The following is a 16,460-nucleotide window of genomic DNA, read 5'->3' as shown; positions in this document are numbered from 1 at the left end:
TTGCGAAAGAAAAGGGCCATGACCGAGGGCCCCGATGTGATCGAGCACCGCGGCTTTCGCGTATTTGCGGGGCTGCTGGATCGCCCCGCGCAGGATGCGCTGGTGGACGACCTGCGCGCCTGTCTGCGAGTCGCGCCGTTGTACCAGCCCGTCACGCCGCGTGGCCAGCCGATGTCGGTGCGCATGTCGTCGGCGGGGCGCTTTGGCTGGGTTACCGACCGGCGCGGCTACCGTTATGAACCGCGCCACCCCGGCGGTATGGACTGGCCGCCCATCCCCGATAGCGTGCTGCGGATCTGGGATGCGGTCGCCGATTGCGCGCGCGCCCCGGAATGCTGTTTGATAAACTGGTACGGAACCGGCGCCCGCATGGGGCTGCATCAGGACAAGGACGAAGCCGATTTCGCCTGCCCGGTGGTGTCGGTCAGCCTTGGCGACGACGGGCTGTTCCGCATGGGCAATGTCGAACGGGGGGGAAAGACGGAATCGGTCTGGCTGCATTCCGGCGATGTGGTGGTGATGGGCGGCGAGGCCCGCCTGAGACACCACGGTGTCGACCGCATCCGCTTTGGCTCATCCGCGCTGCTGCCGCAGGGCGGGCGCATCAACCTCACCCTGCGTGTTGTCACCTGAGGCACAGCGCCCCCTTCATCTTGCCCTTAAACTCCGGGGTGCGCGAGGGGCTGGCCCCTCGCCGTCGCAACCGCCCGGACAGGCGGCACGTCTGGCCTTACTCCGCCGCCTCGGCGTAGTCGCTCATCGGCGGGCAGGTGCAGACAAGGTTGCGGTCGCCATAGGCATTGTCCACCCGGTTTACCGGCGGCCAGTACTTGTCGACGCGGAATGCCCCCGGCGGGAAACACCCCTGCTCGCGCGAATAGGGGCGGTCCCATTCCCGCACCAGATCCTCCATAGTGTGCGGCGCATGGCGCAGGGGGCTGGCGGCCACGTCCATCTCGCCGTTCTCGATGGCCCGGATTTCTTCGCGAATGGCCAGCATCGCATCGCAGAACCGGTCGAGTTCGGCCCTGGTCTCGCTTTCGGTCGGCTCGACCATCAGCGTTCCGGCCACCGGCCAGCTCATGGTCGGGGCGTGAAAGCCGCAGTCGATCAGCCGCTTGGCAATGTCCTCGACCGTGACTCCGGCGGTCTTTTCGAACGGGCGCACATCCAGAATGCATTCATGCGCCACCCGGCCTGACGGCGCGGTGTAAAGGATCTCATACGCGCCCGACAGCCGCGCCGCGATGTAATTGGCGTTCAGGATCGCGGCCTTGGTCGACTGTGTCAGCCCGTCGCCGCCGGACATCAGGATATACCCCCAGGAAATCGGCAGCAGCGACGGTGACCCGAACGGCGCCGCCGACACGGCCCCGGCGCCCTGCAGCGGATGGGTCGGAAGATGCGGCACAAGGTGATGCTTGACACCGATCGGCCCCATGCCGGGGCCCCCCCCGCCATGGGGAATGCAGAACGTCTTGTGCAGGTTCAGATGCGAGACATCTCCGCCAAGATCGCCTGGCCTGGACAGCCCCACCATGGCGTTCATGTTGGCCCCGTCGATATAAACCTGCCCGCCGTGCCGGTGGGTGATCTCGCAGACCTCGCGCACCGTCTCTTCGAACACGCCGTGCGTCGACGGATAGGTGATCATGCAGGCTGCCAGCGCAGCGGAGTGCTTTTCCGCCTTGGCCCGGAAATCGGCCAGATCAATCGACCCCTTGGCGTCGCACGCCACCGGCACCACGGTCCAGCCGACCATCTGCGCCGAGGCCGGGTTGGTGCCATGCGCGTTGACCGGAATCAGGCAGACCTTGCGGTGGTTTTCGCCCCGTGCCGCCTGCCAGGCGGCGATGGTCAGCAAACCGGCATATTCCCCCTGCGCGCCGCTGTTGGGCTGCATCGAAAACGCATCGTATCCGGTGATGGTGCACAGCTTGGCCGACAGGTCGTCGATCATCTCGGCGTAACCCGCCGCCTGATCGGCGGGGGCGTAGGGATGCAGTCCGGAAAATTCCTTCCAGCTGACCGGCATCATTTCAGCCGCCGCGTTCAGCTTCATCGTGCAGGACCCAAGCGGGATCATCGCCCGGTCAAGCGCCAGATCGCGGTCCGCAAGACGGCGCATGTAGCGCATCATCTCGGTCTCGGCCCGGTTCATCTGAAACACCTCATGGGTGAGGTAGTCGCTGTCGCGCAAAAGCGCCTCTGGCAGGTGATACGTCTCTGGGTCCTCGCCGTAGTCGCGCACAAGGCCAAACGCCCGCCACACGGCCTCGACCTGCGCGGGCCGCACGGTTTCATCCAGGGTGATGCCGATCCTGGTCTTGCCGACGCGCCGCAGGTTGATGCCCTCGCGCACCGCCGCCGCCAGAATACCGCGCTGCAACAGGCCCACCTCGACCACGACCGTGTCGAAATATGCATCCGGCCCGACGGCATAGCCGGCCGAGGTCAGGCCTTCGACCAGCCGCGCGGTTTTCAGGTGAATGCGCTGTGCGATCGCCTTCAGCCCAAGCGGGCCATGGAACACCGCATAAAACCCCGCCATCACCGCCAGCAACGCCTGCGCCGTGCACACATTCGATGTCGCCTTTTCGCGCCGGATATGCTGTTCGCGGGTTTGCAACGACAACCGATAGGCGCGGTTGCCCAGGCTGTCCACCGACACCCCGACAATCCGCCCCGGCATCGCCCGCTTGAACGCATCGCGACAGGCCATGTAGGCCGCGTGCGGCCCGCCATAGCCCAGCGGCACACCGAAGCGCTGGGTCGACCCCACCGCGATATCCGCGCCCATCGCGCCCGGTTCCCTGACCAGACACAGCGCCATGATATCCGCCGCGACGATGCCCACGGCCTTGGCCTCGTGCAACGCGTCCATATGCGGAGTCAGATCCCGCAATCCGCCAAACGTCCCCGGATACTGAAAAATCGCCCCGAACACGGCCGCGGCATCCATGTCTTCGGGCGCGCCGACGATGATCTCGATCCCCAGCGGCGCGGCGCGGGTCCGGATGACCGCGATGTTCTGCGGATGACAGCCCTCGTCCACGAAGAACGCCGCCGCCTTCGACTTTGCCACGCGGCGCGCCATGGTCATCGCCTCGGCGCAGGCGGTCGCCTCGTCCAGCAGTGACGCGTTCGCCACCGCAAGCCCGGTCAGATCGCTGACCATCGTCTGATAGTTCAGCAAGGCCTCAAGTCGCCCCTGCGAAATCTCGGGCTGATAAGGCGTGTAGGCGGTGTACCATGCGGGGTTTTCAAAGATATTGCGCTGGATCGCGGGGGGCGTGATCGTGCCGTGATACCCCATGCCGATGAGCGAGGTCAGCACGCTGTTCTTTTCGGCCACCTCCTGCATCCGCCACAGCATCTCGCGCTCGGACAGGGCCGGGCCGAAATCCAGTGGCTCGGCCTGGCGGATGCCCTCGGGCACGGCCTGCCCGATCAGATCGTCCAGCCCCGATACGCCGAGCACCTCGAACATGCCCTCCATCTCGGCGGGCGATGGCCCGATATGGCGCCGGTTGGCAAAATCATACGGCTGGTAGTCGGTCGGCTCAAAGCCCATGTCACACCTTTCCGGAGCGCCCGCAGCCTGCGCGGCCCCATGTTTCTTCTGGCCCCAGATTTCCCGGCGAGAGCGCATCGCGCAGCGCCCACCCGACGGAAGTGTCAGCCGACGAATTTCTTGTAGGCCGCTTCGTCCATCAGATCATCCATCTCGGACAGATCCTCAATCTTGAGCTTGAAGAACCACGCGTCGCCCTCGGGGTCGTCGTTCACCTTGCCCGGCTCGTCCACGAGCGCCTCGTTGACCTCGACGATCTCGCCGTCGATGGGGGCCAGAATGTCGGACGCGGCCTTGACCGATTCGATCACCACGACCTCATCGTCCTTGCTGACCATGGTGCCCACGTCGGGCAGTTCGATGAACACCACGTCGCCCAGCTGTTCTGCCGCGTGCGTTGTGATGCCGACCACCACAAGATCGTCCTCGACCCGCAGCCATTCGTGTTCCTCGGTATATTTCATGGCGCTGGCTCCTTCTTCGTCAGCGTTTGTAACCTTGTTGGACAAAGGGCAGAGCGGCGACATCCACGGCCATCCGCTTGCCCCGAACCTCTCCGTAAACCCGTGTGCCGGGGCTGGACAAGGGGGCGGGCAGGTAGCCCATCGCCACAGGGCCGCCGACGCTTGGCCCGAACCCGCCCGAGGTCACCCGGCCGATCGGCTCGCCCCCCGTCCCATCGGCGAACAGCGCCACGCCTTCGCGCATCGGAGCGCGGCCTTCGGGGCGCAGGCCCACGCGCGCGGTTTCGGCGCCATCGGACAGCTGCGCCAGAATGACGTCCGCGCCGGGAAAGCCGCCCGCCCGCGCGCCACCCGCGCGGCGGGTTTTCTGGATCGCCCAGGTCAGCCCGGCGGCGACTGGCGTGGTGCCGGTGTCGATGTCGTGTCCGTAAAGGCACAGCCCCGCTTCCAGACGCAATGAATCGCGCGCGCCAAGCCCGATGGGCGCCACCTCCGGCATGTCCAGCAGCCGGGTCGCGAAATCATGCACCCCGGCGGCGGGAAGCGAGATCTCGTACCCGTCCTCGCCTGTATACCCCGAGCGCGAGATCCACAGATCGCCGAAGGCGCGGGCATCCATGAAGCGCATCGTCTCGATTCCCGGCACGAGGCGCGCGAGCGCCGCCGCCGCGTCCGGCCCCTGAAGCGCGATCAGCGCCCGGTCCTGGACAAGAATTTCGCAGGTGTCGGACAGGGCCGCCCGCAGATGGGCGATGTCGGCGTCCTTGCAGGCGGCATTGACCACGAGGAACAGCGCATCGTCCCAGCGCGCCACCATCAGGTCGTCCAGCATGCCCCCCGCTTCGTCGGTGAACATGGCATAGCGTTGACGACCGGTTTTCAGCCCCAGCACATCCACCGGCACCAGCCGTTCCAGCGCCAGGGCCGCGTCGGCGACATCGCCGGACAGCGGTCGCAGGATCACCTGCCCCATGTGGCTGACATCGAACAGCCCGCAGGCGGCGCGGGTGTGCAGATGTTCCTTCATCACCCCCATGCGGTATTGCACGGGCATGTCATAGCCCGCGAACGGCACCATTTTCGCGCCAAGCGACAGATGCAGGTCATACAGCGGTGTCTGGTGCAGTTCGGTCGTTCCGTCCATGCGTGTCTCACATCCCTTTGGCCCGGATGTGGCGCACGAACCGCGAAGGATCCGATGAAGCCCCGTACCGGACATTTCCTGCGTCAGGGCCAAGGCCTTGCGCCAAAAATGCCCCCTCTGTCCGTCAGCCTGAGATCGTTATCCCTTCGGCGGGCGCAAGCGCCACTCTCCAGAGTGTTCGACCCAACGACGGTCCTGAAGCCTGAGAGTTTCCGGGGCGGTTGCTCCTTCGGCACCGGGCCTTGCGGCGCCGGTTCTCCCATCGTGGATGGCATCAGGTTACGATGGATCCTATTGCGCTGCAAGCGCCTCTTGCGGGGCCGCCGGGGGCCGCGGGCGGGTCGGGGCCGGCCGGCAGCCGATGCCGGGGGCCAGAATGTCCATGAGCGGGGCATTGTCACAGACCAGCGCATCCAGCGTGATGGGGTCCAGCGTGGCATAGAACGCCGAGGCGGCATCGCTCAGCGCCACCCGCAGGCGGCAGGCCTCGGTCAGCGGGCAGGTGTTGTCGACATCGGCAAAGCATTCGGCCAGCGGCACCGGCGCTTCGAGCGCGCGAAACACATCGCCGATCTGAATCCGATCCGCCGCGCGCGCCAGTTCCAGCCCGCCGTTGCGGCCGCGCTGCGTGTGCAGGTAGCCAAGCTGCGCCAGTTGGTTGATAACCTGCGCAAGGTGGTTTTCAGATGCGTTGCACCGCTGGGCGATTTCGGATTTCGTGACAAGGCGGCCGGTGTTGGCGGCGCAATGCATCAATACGCGGATTGCGATATTCGTTCTCTTGGTCACACGCACGGGCCTGTCCTCGGTTTACGGTTGCCGAGAACTACATACAGGATAGCTGAAACACTGTTTTGATATACATCAATCGACACTTGGGAAACACTTCATGTCCGGCGCATTCTTCTTTGGCTACGGGTCTTTGGTCAATCAAGGCACCCATCACTTTGCCCCGCTGCACCATGCCTCGGCGCATGGCTGGCGGCGGGCGTGGCGCTATACCGGAACGCGAAAGGTCGCCTATCTGACCGCCGTGCGCGACCCCGGATGCACCATCCACGGCATGATCGCGCATGTGCCCGCCGACGACTGGCAGGCGCTCGACCGCCGCGAAGCCGCCTATGACCGGCTGGGAGCGGATGTCGACATCACCCATGATGCCCCCGGAGTGGCGGAACTGGCAATGTATGCCATCGCGCCGGAACGGATGCACCTGCCCACCGCCGCGCATCCGCTGCTGCTGAGCTATCTTGACGTGGTCGTGCAGGGCTATCTTGCGGAATACGGCGCCGGGGGGGCCGCGCATTTCTTTGCCACGACCATCGGCTGGGAGGCCCCCATCCTGGATGACCGCGCCGCGCCGCTCTATCCGCGTGCGCAACGACTGGGCGATGCCGAACGCGCCGTCGTCGATCACGGGCTGGCGGCGATGGGATGCCGAAAGATCGCCGCATGATGCTGACCAAGCCGCTTTTGCTGCTGCGCCGTGTGGCGCGCAACCTGGTCGCGCGGGTGCTGTTCGGGGCGGTGCTGGCGCTGGCCATGGCGGCGTTCGCCCCCAAAATCCTGCCGCTGGTGCCGGACAACTGGCAGGGGCGAATCAAGCCCGACGCGGTGATCCCGATCCTGAACGTCCTGGCCAGCACCATGCTGACCGTCACGACGTTTTCGCTGTCGGTCATGGTTTCGGCGTTTCAGGCGGCGGCCAGCCAGGCCACGCCGCGCGCCTACCGGCTGCAACTGGCCGATACCACCACGCACACCGTTCTGGCGGTATTCACCGGGGCGTTCCTGTATTCGCTGACGGCACTTGTGATGTATCGCGCGGGGTTCTACGCGCCCGAAACCTCGGTGGTGATCCTTGGGGTCACCATCCTTGTGATCGCCGCCATCGTCGTCGCGATCCTGCGATGGATCGACCATCTGAGCACCCTCGGCAGCCTTGACGATACCTTGTCCAAGGTCGAACAGAACGCGCGCGAACCGCTGGCGCGCGCCATGGCCAACCCCGCGCTGGGCGGGCTGCCGCTGCCCGAGGGCGCGCGGATTCCGGCAAGCGCCGTCGCGGTTCCCGCGCCCCGCGGCGGCTATGTGCAGTTTGTCGACATGAGCAAGCTGGACGACCTGCTGGGGGCGTCCGGCGCCTCGCTGACGCTTGCGGTCACGCCGGGGGTGCATGTGCTCAAGGGCAGGCCGCTGGCGTGGCTGCTGGGCAAGGTCGACGATCCGGACGCGCTATGCGCCTGCTTCACACTGGGCGAGACCCGCACCAACGAGGAGGACGCCCGCTTCGGCATCGTCGTGCTGGCGGAAATCGCGCAGCGCGCGCTGTCGCCGGGCATCAACGATCCGGGCACCGCGATCGACGCCATTCACCGCATCACCCGTCTGCTGTCAGAATGCGAAGGCCTGCGCGACGTGCCCCCCGAATTTCCCCGTATCGAGGTGCCGCGCCTGAGCGCCGCGGACCTGGTCGAGGACGGGTTTGCGGCGATTATTCGCGCGGGGGCCGAACATCCTCAGGTGGTGGGCATCGCCGTGGACGGTCTGAAACAGCTGGAATCCTCGGGCTGGGCGGAAATGGCCCCGGCGGTGAAGGCGGCGCAAGGCTATGCCCTGCGCCATGCCCGGCAACATCTGGTCGTCAGCGAAGACCGTGACGATCTGGCGGGGCGGCTTTAGCCCCCGGCCAGATCCCGCGCGGGGATCTTTTGCAACAGGGGCATCACATCGGCCATTTCGGGGCCGCGTTCCAGCCCCGTCAGCGCCTTGCGAAGCGGCATGAACAGGCCCTTGCCCTTGCGGCCCGTGGCGTCCTTGACGGTTCTGGTCCACTCGCCCCAGGTGTCGTGGGTGTAGGGGCCTTGCGGCAGCAGGGCCATGGCCTCGGCGATGAAATCGCGGTCCTCATCCGCGATCAGCGGCTCGGCCCCGTCGCGGAACAGCGCCCACCAGCCGGGCATGTCCTTGCGGGTGGTCAGATTTTCGCGCGTCACCGACCAGAACAGTTCGGCCTTGTCCGCCGGCACCCCAAGAGCCGCGATTTCGTCCGCGACGGCGGCAAAGGGCAGTTCGTGCAGCTTGCGCGCGGTCAGGGGGTACAGATCCTGCTCGTCGAATTTCGTCGGCGCGGACCCGAATTGCGACAGCTCGAAGCCGTCTGCGATGTCGTCGAGACTCAGCCGCAATTCGACCGGCTGGTTCGACCCCAGCCGCGCCATCAGCGACAGCAGCGCCTCGGGTTCCACGCCCGCCTCGCGCAGGTCGCGGATCGACAGAACGCCGAGCCGCTTGGACAGGGATTCGCCCTGCGGGCCGGTCAGCAGCGAATGGTGCGCAAAGCCGGGGACGGTGCCCCCCAGCGATTCGATGATCTGGATCTGCGTCGCGGTGTTGGTGACGTGGTCCGACCCGCGCACGATGTCGGTGACGCCCATGTCCATGTCATCCACAACCGAGGCCAGCGTATACAGGATCTGCCCGTCGCCCCGGATCAGCACCGGGTCGGACACCGACGCGGCGTCGATCGAAATCTCGCCCAGGATGCCGTCGTCCCAGTTGATCCGTTCCTGAAGCAGCTTGAACCGCCACACACCATCGCCGCGTTCATCGCGCAGCCTGGCCTTTTCCTCATCGCTCAGCGCCAGCGCCGCGCGGTCATAGACCGGGGGCTTGCCCATGTTCAGCTGCTTCTTGCGCTTGAGGTCCAGCTCGGTCGGGGTTTCCCACGCCTCGTAGAACCGCCCGATTGCGCGCAGGCGGTCTGCGGCGTCATGGTAGCGGTCCAGCCGGGTGCTTTGGCGTTCCGTCCTGTCCCAGGTCAGGCCCAGCCATTCCAGATCGCGCTTGATGCCATCGACATATTCTTCCTTGCTGCGTTCGGCGTCGGTGTCGTCGATGCGCAGGATGAAGGTGCCACCGGATTTGCGCGCGATCAGGTGGTTGAACAGCGCCGTGCGAAGGTTGCCGACATGGATGTGGCCGGTGGGGGACGGGGCGAAACGGGTGACGGTCATGCTGGGCTCCTGCTTACGGGTGAGGCAATTCCACAGGCGCGCCGATTTGTCCAGTTCGCGCGCCTTGGCCTTGGTGGCATAGGGTGCCATGGTGCCCGCATTCCGGGAGAAAGTGATCGCCATGAACGATATCCTCACCGTTACGCTGAACCCTGCGCTGGACCTGTCCACCACGGCGGATCGCGTCGTCGCAGGCCCCAAGCTGCGCTGCGACCCGATCAACGTCGACCCCGGCGGGGGCGGCATCAACGTCGCCCGCGTGGTGGCGACGCTTGGCGGGCGGGCGCGGGCGTTCGTGGCGCTGGCAGGCCCCAACGGCATGCGGCTGGAAGAGGCGCTGTTGCAGTTGAACATTCCGCTGGTGCGGATGAAGGCGCCGGGCGAAACCCGCGAAAGCTTTGCCGTGCATGACCGCAGCACGGGTGAACAGTTCCGGTTCGTGCTGCCCGGCCCGCACTGGGACGAGGCCGAGGCGGCGGAGGCGTTGCAGGCCATCGCCTCCGCCACACCCAGGGGCGGCATCGTGGTGCTGAGCGGCAGCCAGCCACCGGGCATCTCGGTGGAGTTCACCACGCAGCTTTGCGCCGGGCTGAAGGATCGCGGCGCCTATGTGATCGCGGACACGTCGGGCGAGGCGCTGGCGCGGCTGGCCAGGGGCACCGATCCGGCCCCCGCCGTGCTGCGCATGGACAGCGAAGAAGCCGAGAACCTGGCCGGCCGCAGGCTGGCCACCCGGCGCGAGTCGGCCGAATTCGCCGCCGAGCTGGTGGCGCGGGGCGCCGCCGGACGGGTGATCCTGGCGCGCGGCGCGGACGGGTCGGTGATGGCGGGGCCCGAAGGGCTGACCCAGGTCAGCGCGGCGCCGGTGTCTGTGGTGTCGGCGGTAGGGGCGGGCGACAGCTTTGTCGGCGCGTTTGCCTATGGGGTGGCGTGCGGAATTTCCGCCCCCGACGCGCTTGCCCTGGGCGCGGCGGCCGCCAGTGCGACTGTCACCACGGCGGGCACGCAGCTGTGCACGCGCGATCATATCATGGAGCTTTTACCGCAATGCGCGGCAAGTTTCATCGGCTGATATGACCCGCCCTTCCAGCGCCGGGCGGATGCGTTTGCATCGGCCGCGTTCAGGCGGCCGCCGCATCGACTGACGTGATTCCAAGGCGAACAACCACCTGATTCACCAGAAAGTAGGCGATTCCACTATAGGTGGCCGGGCCGGTAAACGTGCCGGTCTTCTGGCGCTCAAGATCGGAATACAGGTAGTTGAGCAGGCAGTTGCACGACAGATCCCGCGTGCCGTCGCCCATCGGACGGGCGGAAAATTCCTTTGCGTAGTCCGCATGAGCCCGCGCGATGCGATAAGGCGTGTCCTTTATCACCGGGGCATAGAAATGCACGCCCTCGCCGGAATTGGTGGACTGAAAGGAGACGTTGATCGCCGTGCCGGCGAAGTTGGTGACCAGCGGGCAGCGGGTGTCGATCCCGGCGTTTTCGAGGTAATCCGCGAAATCGACGCGTTCGCCGTTGACGATCGCGGTTCTGGCGCTGAACCCGGTTGTTTCGAAGATGATCTCATCCGCGGTTTCGTCTGCGGCAAAGATGTTGAGGATGTCGATTTCAGCCACTTTGCCGGGTGGCAGTTCCACATGCATCACCATCGCGCCGTCCGTATAGGCCGCACCCGTCGAGCCGTCAAAGACCTTGGGGCGGATGGTGTCGGGATCGTCCAGATGAACGCCGCTGATCCAGCCCATGAGCGGTTGCTCCAAAAGGCCCGGATAGCGGGGGGCGTGAAGGGCGAATTCTTCCTGCGCCGCGCTGAACGCGGGAATGATGATGACCGACAGGCCATTATCGTAGCGCCCCTGCGTCAGGTCCGGCAGGTCCCGGGTGGCGTACAGCACCGGGCGCGCGGCGGTGGCCGACCCGATTTCCGTCACGAAGAGGTTTTCCCTGTCCGTGCAGCCGCCGGTGTCGGTGATGAAGTAAACGGTCGTGCCGCCGATCCAGCGGCCCCTGGGCAATTGGCAAAGCGCCTCTTCGGCTCCGGCAATGACAAGCACCTTGCCCGCCTCGATCGCAGCCGTGGCCTGCGCCACCGTCATCATTGCGTTTTTCACGGCTTTACCTTATCAAAAGAGCGCGATATCCTTGATCGCAAACGTATTTTTCTCAAAATAGCCGCGCAGTTCGACGATCTTTGTGCTGAGGGCACCGGGGCTTGTCCGCAGTTCGCGGCGCAACCGGGCGACCAGAAGCTTGGTCGCAAGCACGGCTCCGGCGAGGTCCTTGTCGGTGGTCAGTACGCGGCGCCAGCAGGGATTGGACTCATCGGGAATCATGACAGGCTCCATGAAAGGGTGAACGGCGAAATACATCTTCGGGCCTTAACGTCCTGCTAAGAGTAAAGGCTTTCTGGATGTTGCGTGATTGCCACCTATATCAGCGGCTACATGACAGGAGGAACAGGATCATGTTTTCAGGACACAGGATTTCACGCCGGGCGGCATTGACGGGCGCGGCAGCACTGCCGTTGGCCGCCGGGCTGGGGCACGGCGCCGCGGCGCAGGTGGCGCAAAAGGGCGCGCAGGTGCCGCAGGTCAATCGCGTCAGCCTTGGCGATTTCGAGGTGACCGCGCTGATGGCGGGCACGGCGACGCAAGACGAGCCGCACAAGATCTTCGGGCTTAACGTCGATGACGAGACCTTCGCCAAGGTATCGCACGAGGCCAACATTCCTGCGGACAAGACGCAGTTCTTTTTCACGCCGACGCTGGTCAACACCGGGTCGGAGCTGATTCTGTTCGACACCGGGCTGAATCCCGAAGGCATCGTCGCGGCGGTCGAGGCGGCGGGCTATGGTGCGGACGATGTGACCCATCTTGTGATCACGCACATGCATGGCGACCATGTCGGGGGGCTGACCGGCGGCACCGGGCCGACCTTTGCCAACGCACAGCACGTCACGGGCCAGGTCGAGTATGACCACTGGTCCGGTGTCAACGACGAGGCCTTTGCCAACAAGGTCGCCCCTTTGTCGGAACAGTTCTCGTTTATCGCAGATGGCGATGCGGTGGCCTCTGGTGTGACGGCGGTGTCCACGCCGGGGCACACGCCGGGGCATATGAGCTTTATGCTGGAAAGCGGCGGCAAGCAGCTGATGCTGATCGCGGATTTGGCCAATCACTATGTCTGGTCGCTGGCCCATCCCGATTGGGAGGTGACCTTTGACACTGACAAGGCGCAGGCGGCGGCCACCCGGCGCAAGACGCTGGACATGCTGAGCGCCGACAAGATTCCGTTCATCGGCTATCACATGCCCTTTCCCGCGCTGGGATATGTCGAGACGCGCGGCGATGCGTTCCATTATGTGCCGCACAGCTATCAGCTGATGCTCTGATCCTGTTGTATTTGCGCCGCGCCTTCGCGCGTCGCCGGGGGGCGGGCGCGGCCTGACGGCCGCGCCCGCCCTGCGTTTCACGAATGTCGTGCTGACCAACCCGGGGGCTGAGCGACTTGCGCGGCTCGCGAGAGCTTGCCCCTCTATCGGACGGCGGGACCGTGCGCCCCGATCGTCAGCGACCGGCGTAACGCGATGCAGCGGGTAACTCGGGAAAAGCGTGGCGGTGCCGCGCGTGGTCGCGGCCCCGACCGTGAGCGCCGGGGCATGATTTCCAGTCTGCCGCCCGGTTCGTTCGACGGGGCTGAAAGCTGGATCACCATGGTAAGCTTGCGGCGCGCGGTGCGCGTTCGGTCGCTATTGCCGCAATGCCAGTCGAAATGGCCCTGTCGCACGGCGCCGCAGCGGGCGATCTGTGCGCTTGCGTCGACCCCGTCCGGATCGAAACGATAGCTGTCGCGATTGGCTTCGCTCAGGATGTCGATGATGCGACCCATGATCCAAACCAGATCGGCGCGGCGCCGATTATGGTCGCGGTTGCGCCGCACCAGCCGGGCATCGGCGCAAGGCGCGGCGCGCGAAAGGTCGATCACGCGGTCGCAGCCGGTTTCGCAAACAACGGTGGGACTGCGGTGAACGGTCAGCATGTCGGCGAGGTCCTGTACGGGTCACGCCGCTTCGAGTCTGCGTCAGCGGCGTTCTGTCCGGTGTGCGACCCGTTGGGCGAAAAACGACCTTTGCCTTCGGACGGCGCGGGGCCATATCTTGCGTCATGAGCCAGTCCGACCACGATCACATCGAAGCTATCGCCCGCGCCACTGTCGAGGGGTTCCCCGAACCGTTCCGATCGGGCGCCCGCGATGTGCTGATCGAGGTGCTGGAGTGGCCGCCGGCGGATATGCTGGCCGATCTTGGCATCGAGGATCCGCTGGTCCTGACCGGCCTGTACGAGGGCGTGCCGATGACCGAGCGGGCGGTGTCGGATCCGGTCAGCTGGCCCGACCGGGTGTTCCTGTTTCGCCAGCCGATCCTGGCCGAGCTGCGCGATCGCGGCAATGTCAGCCTGCAAGAGCTGGTGACGCATGTCACCGTGCACGAATTCGCGCATCATTTCGGCTGGTCCGACGACGATATCGCGTCGGTTGACGCATGGTGGCTTTAGCCCTCTGCGATGAGGGCGGCCATGCGCTGCACGAACCTGTCTGGGCCAAGCTCGGTCAGGGCGGTGTCGCGGGCGCCTGCGCCCAGTCGGGCGCGCAGGGCTGGGTCTTCGATCAGCCGGGACAGCGCGTCCTGGATGGTTCCGGGGCGATGCGGGTCGATGACGATGCCATTGTCAGCGGTCAGATAGCCCGCCGAGCCTGCCTCGGACGAGATCACCGGAACGCAGGCATAGGCCATGGATTCCGCCGGTGCAAAACCCAGGGGTTCGTCAAAGCTGGGCAGGATGCAGATGTCGCTGCGGGCGTATAGCGCGGGCATGTCGGGAAAGGGCACGCGTCCGGCCATCTCGATCCAGGGTTCCGCTTCGGCGGCGGCGTAAAGCGCGGCCAGGTGCGCGCGGTCTTCAGGGGCGTTGAACACGCTGTCCGAGCCTGCGAGCACCAGCCGCGCCCGGCCCGCGCGCCCGGCGTCGCGCATGGCGTCGATGACCAGGTCCTGCATCTTGCGCCGTTTGCCGAGTTTGGCGGCGCAGAGCACGGTCACCGGGCCGGTGCTGTCGCGCTGCGGCATCGGGGGCGGCGGGCTGTCGACCACGGGCCAGGGCAGGTAGCGCGCCGCGCGGTCGGGGCGCACATCTGCCAGCCCTCGGCTGGCGGTGACCCGGCGGATCGGCAGACCCTTGCGCCACAGGTAGAACCGCCGCGACAGCGGTTCGCGGCGGTGAAACGGGTGCAGGTCATAGGACCACAGCGGCGTGCCCGCGCGCTTGCCGATCCTTGCGGCGGCAAAGCGCAGCGCCGCGCTGTTGCGCAAGAAGGCGATGTCGGGCGCGGCGGCGGCCCAGGACGCGGTCATCGCGTCGGTGTCCGAGGGCGCAAAGACCTGAGGGGTCACCACCTCGTGATCCTCTGGGCCGTCGGATTTGCCGGCCCAGACGGTGACGCGCGCGCCCGCCGCGACCAGCGCGCGCACCGCAAAGCTGAGGTTGGTGTGAAACCGCGCGACAACGAACAGCACAGACTTGCCGGCCAGATCAGCCATTGTCGCGCCAGCGGTTGGCGATGGGGTAACGACGATCGAGCCAGAAGGCGCGCGGCGACAGGCGCGGCCCGGGTGCCGACTGGAACCGCTTGTATTCCGAGATATACAGCAGGTGTTCGACTTTTTTCGCATCCTCGCGGGTGTAGCCCGCGGCGATGCAATCGGTGATGCTGCCATCGTCATCGACAAGGATCTTGAGGATGCCGTCCAGCACCGGATAATCGGGCAGGCTGTCGCTGTCTTTCTGATCGTCGCGCAGCTCGGCCGAAGGCGGCTTGGTGATGATGCGGTCCGGGATGACCTCGGCCTCGGGGCCCGTCATCCAGTCGCGGTGATGCGTGTTGCGCCAGCGGCAGATGTCGAAGACGCGGGTCTTGTAAAGATCCTTGATCGGGTTGTAGCCGCCCGCCATGTCGCCGTAGATCGTGGCATAGCCCACCGACACCTCGGATTTGTTGCCGGTGGTCAGCAGCATTTCCCCGAATTTGTTGGACAGGGCCATCAGCAGCAGGCCACGCAGGCGGGACTGGATGTTTTCCTCGGTCAGATCGGCGTCGCGGCCTTCGAACAGCGGTGCAAGCGTGGTGGTGATCGCGGCGCGGCCCTCGGCGATGGGCACGAAATCGTAATGCGCGCCGATGGCATTTGCACAGGCCTTGGCGTCCTCAAGCGAATGCTCCGAGGTGTATTCCGACGGCAGCATCACGCAGCGCACATTGTCCGGCCCCAGCGCATCGACGGCAATCGTCGCGACCAGCGCGGAATCGATGCCCCCCGACATGCCCAGCAGCACCTTGGTGAATCCGGTCTTGCGGCAGTAATCGCGCAAGCCCAGCACCATGGCGTTGTAATCCTGTTCCAGGCTGTCGGGCTGGGGCGCGAAACCGCCCGTAGCGGCCCGCCAGCCCTCGGCGCCGCGGACCAGATCCACATGCGCCACCGCCTCGGCAAAGGCGGGCATCTGCATCGCAAGCGTACCATGCGGGTTCAGCACAAAGGACGCGCCGTCGAACACCTGATCGTCCTGTCCGCCGACCATGTTCAGATAGATCAGCGGCAGGCCGGTATCGACGACACGCGCGACCATGTGGTTCAGCCGGGTTTCGTGCTTGTCACGGTGGTAGGGCGACCCGTTGGGCACCAGCAGGAATTCGGCACCGGTTTCCGCAAGCGTTTCGGCGACATCCTCGTACCAGGCATCTTCGCAGATGGGCGACCCGACGCGGGTGTTGCCCACCGCATAGGGCCCGCCGATGGGGCCGCTGTCAAAGACGCGAACCTCGTCGAACACCTCGTAATTGGGCAGGTGATGCTTGAACAACTGCGCGGCGATGCGCCCGCCCTTGCAGATCAGATAGGCGTTGAACAGCTCGGTGCCCTCGATCCACGGGCAGCCCACCGCCAGCGCCGGACCATCGGCGCACCGGGCGGCAAGCTTGCGTGCGGTGTCCATGCAATCCAGCGTGAACGCGTTCTTGAGCGGCAGGTCCTGCGGGTTGTACCCGCAGATGAACATCTCGGGCAGCGCGACCAGGTCGGCGCCCGCTGCCTTGCCCTGTTGCCAGGCCTCCAGCGCCTGTGCCGCATTGCCGGCAAGGTCGCCCACGGTGGGGTTCAACTGCGCGATGGTCAGTCGGAAGCGATCGGCCATGCCCTTGTC

The 16,460-nt window shown here is 65.9% G+C and carries 16 protein-coding genes and 1 riboswitch; of the genes, 6 read left to right on the top strand and 10 right to left on the bottom strand.

From position 1 onward, the window contains the following. Positions 1–18 precede the first annotated feature (18 nt). The gene (locus ATI53_RS09210) at positions 19–633 is read left to right on the top strand and encodes an alpha-ketoglutarate-dependent dioxygenase AlkB family protein (RefSeq protein WP_009504240.1); all 615 of its coding nucleotides are present in this window, start codon (positions 19–21) and stop codon (positions 631–633) included. Between the two features lie 97 nt (positions 634–730). On the opposite strand, the gene gcvP is transcribed toward ATI53_RS09210, so the two are convergent. From gcvP to ATI53_RS09190, 4 genes are all read right to left on the bottom strand, one after another. Further along, complete coding sequence (gene gcvP / locus ATI53_RS09205) at positions 731–3,574, bottom strand: aminomethyl-transferring glycine dehydrogenase (protein WP_009504239.1); 2,844 nt, start codon at positions 3,572–3,574, stop codon at positions 731–733. 104 nt (positions 3,575–3,678) lie between these two features. Next, positions 3,679–4,038 (bottom strand): glycine cleavage system protein GcvH, encoded by a 360-nt coding sequence (gcvH, locus tag ATI53_RS09200; protein WP_009504238.1) that lies wholly within the window; start codon positions 4,036–4,038, stop codon positions 3,679–3,681. 19 nt (positions 4,039–4,057) lie between these two features. Beyond that, the gene (gcvT, locus tag ATI53_RS09195) at positions 4,058–5,182 is read right to left on the bottom strand and encodes a glycine cleavage system aminomethyltransferase GcvT (protein WP_009504237.1); all 1,125 of its coding nucleotides are present in this window, start codon (positions 5,180–5,182) and stop codon (positions 4,058–4,060) included. A 180-nt stretch (positions 5,183–5,362) separates the two neighbouring features. After that, positions 5,363–5,454: riboswitch (glycine riboswitch) on the bottom strand. 19 nt (positions 5,455–5,473) lie between these two features. Beyond that, on the bottom strand, positions 5,474–5,977 hold the full coding sequence (locus ATI53_RS09190; protein WP_223865911.1) for an RrF2 family transcriptional regulator: 504 nt from the start codon (positions 5,975–5,977) through the stop codon (positions 5,474–5,476). A gap of 94 nt (positions 5,978–6,071) precedes the next feature. On the opposite strand from ATI53_RS09190, the gene ATI53_RS09185 reads away from it, so the two are divergent. Together ATI53_RS09185 and ATI53_RS09180 are read left to right on the top strand one after the other, a co-directional pair. Then, positions 6,072–6,638, top strand: a complete 567-nt coding sequence (locus ATI53_RS09185; protein WP_111550244.1) for a gamma-glutamylcyclotransferase family protein — start codon at positions 6,072–6,074, stop codon at positions 6,636–6,638. Next, positions 6,635–7,864: a DUF2254 domain-containing protein gene (locus tag ATI53_RS09180; RefSeq protein WP_009504234.1), complete on the top strand. Its 1,230-nt coding sequence runs from the start codon at positions 6,635–6,637 to the stop codon at positions 7,862–7,864. The genes ATI53_RS09185 and ATI53_RS09180 overlap by 4 nt, the downstream gene beginning before the upstream one ends. On the opposite strand, the gene gltX is transcribed toward ATI53_RS09180, so the two are convergent. Continuing rightward, a complete protein-coding gene (gene gltX, locus ATI53_RS09175) occupies positions 7,861–9,198 on the bottom strand; it encodes a glutamate--tRNA ligase (protein WP_111550253.1) in 1,338 nt (445 codons plus the stop codon). The two genes, ATI53_RS09180 and gltX, sit on opposite strands and share 4 nt — an antisense overlap. Positions 9,199–9,319: 121 nt before the next feature. Between gltX and ATI53_RS09170 the strand changes: the two genes are divergently transcribed. Continuing rightward, positions 9,320–10,270: a 1-phosphofructokinase family hexose kinase gene (locus ATI53_RS09170; protein WP_111550243.1), complete on the top strand. Its 951-nt coding sequence runs from the start codon at positions 9,320–9,322 to the stop codon at positions 10,268–10,270. A gap of 49 nt (positions 10,271–10,319) precedes the next feature. Here the strand turns inward: ATI53_RS09170 and ATI53_RS09165 are convergent, their stop codons facing one another. After that, positions 10,320–11,315, bottom strand: coding sequence for a DUF6976 family protein (locus ATI53_RS09165; RefSeq protein ID WP_240778562.1), 996 nt, complete (start codon positions 11,313–11,315; stop codon positions 10,320–10,322). A gap of 12 nt (positions 11,316–11,327) precedes the next feature. Continuing rightward, positions 11,328–11,537, bottom strand: coding sequence for a hypothetical protein (locus ATI53_RS09160; RefSeq protein WP_223865909.1), 210 nt, complete (start codon positions 11,535–11,537; stop codon positions 11,328–11,330). Positions 11,538–11,668: 131 nt separating this feature from the next. On the opposite strand from ATI53_RS09160, the gene ATI53_RS09155 reads away from it, so the two are divergent. Further along, positions 11,669–12,595 (top strand): MBL fold metallo-hydrolase, encoded by a 927-nt coding sequence (locus ATI53_RS09155; RefSeq protein WP_034452234.1) that lies wholly within the window; start codon positions 11,669–11,671, stop codon positions 12,593–12,595. Between the two features lie 143 nt (positions 12,596–12,738). Here the strand turns inward: ATI53_RS09155 and ATI53_RS09150 are convergent, their stop codons facing one another. After that, positions 12,739–13,242 (bottom strand): 2OG-Fe(II) oxygenase, encoded by a 504-nt coding sequence (locus ATI53_RS09150; RefSeq protein ID WP_240778563.1) that lies wholly within the window; start codon positions 13,240–13,242, stop codon positions 12,739–12,741. Positions 13,243–13,367: 125 nt separating this feature from the next. Here ATI53_RS09150 and ATI53_RS09145 point away from each other — a divergent pair, with 125 nt between their 5' ends. Further along, on the top strand, positions 13,368–13,757 hold the full coding sequence (locus tag ATI53_RS09145) for a metallopeptidase family protein (RefSeq protein WP_111550241.1): 390 nt from the start codon (positions 13,368–13,370) through the stop codon (positions 13,755–13,757). Here ATI53_RS09145 and ATI53_RS09140 read toward each other — a convergent pair. After that, positions 13,754–14,800, bottom strand: coding sequence for a glycosyltransferase family 4 protein (locus ATI53_RS09140; RefSeq protein WP_111550240.1), 1,047 nt, complete (start codon positions 14,798–14,800; stop codon positions 13,754–13,756). The genes ATI53_RS09145 and ATI53_RS09140 overlap by 4 nt on opposite strands. After that, on the bottom strand, positions 14,793–16,451 hold the full coding sequence (locus tag ATI53_RS09135; protein WP_111550239.1) for an NAD+ synthase: 1,659 nt from the start codon (positions 16,449–16,451) through the stop codon (positions 14,793–14,795). The genes ATI53_RS09140 and ATI53_RS09135 overlap by 8 nt, the downstream gene beginning before the upstream one ends. Between the last annotated feature and the right edge of the window lie 9 nt (positions 16,452–16,460).

Source organism: Salipiger aestuarii (genome assembly GCF_003259905.1).
Taxonomy (GTDB): Bacteria; Pseudomonadota; Alphaproteobacteria; order Rhodobacterales; family Rhodobacteraceae; genus Salipiger; species Salipiger aestuarii.
Note: the sequence above shows the minus strand (reverse complement) of the source record. Positions and strands in the feature narration are given on the sequence as shown.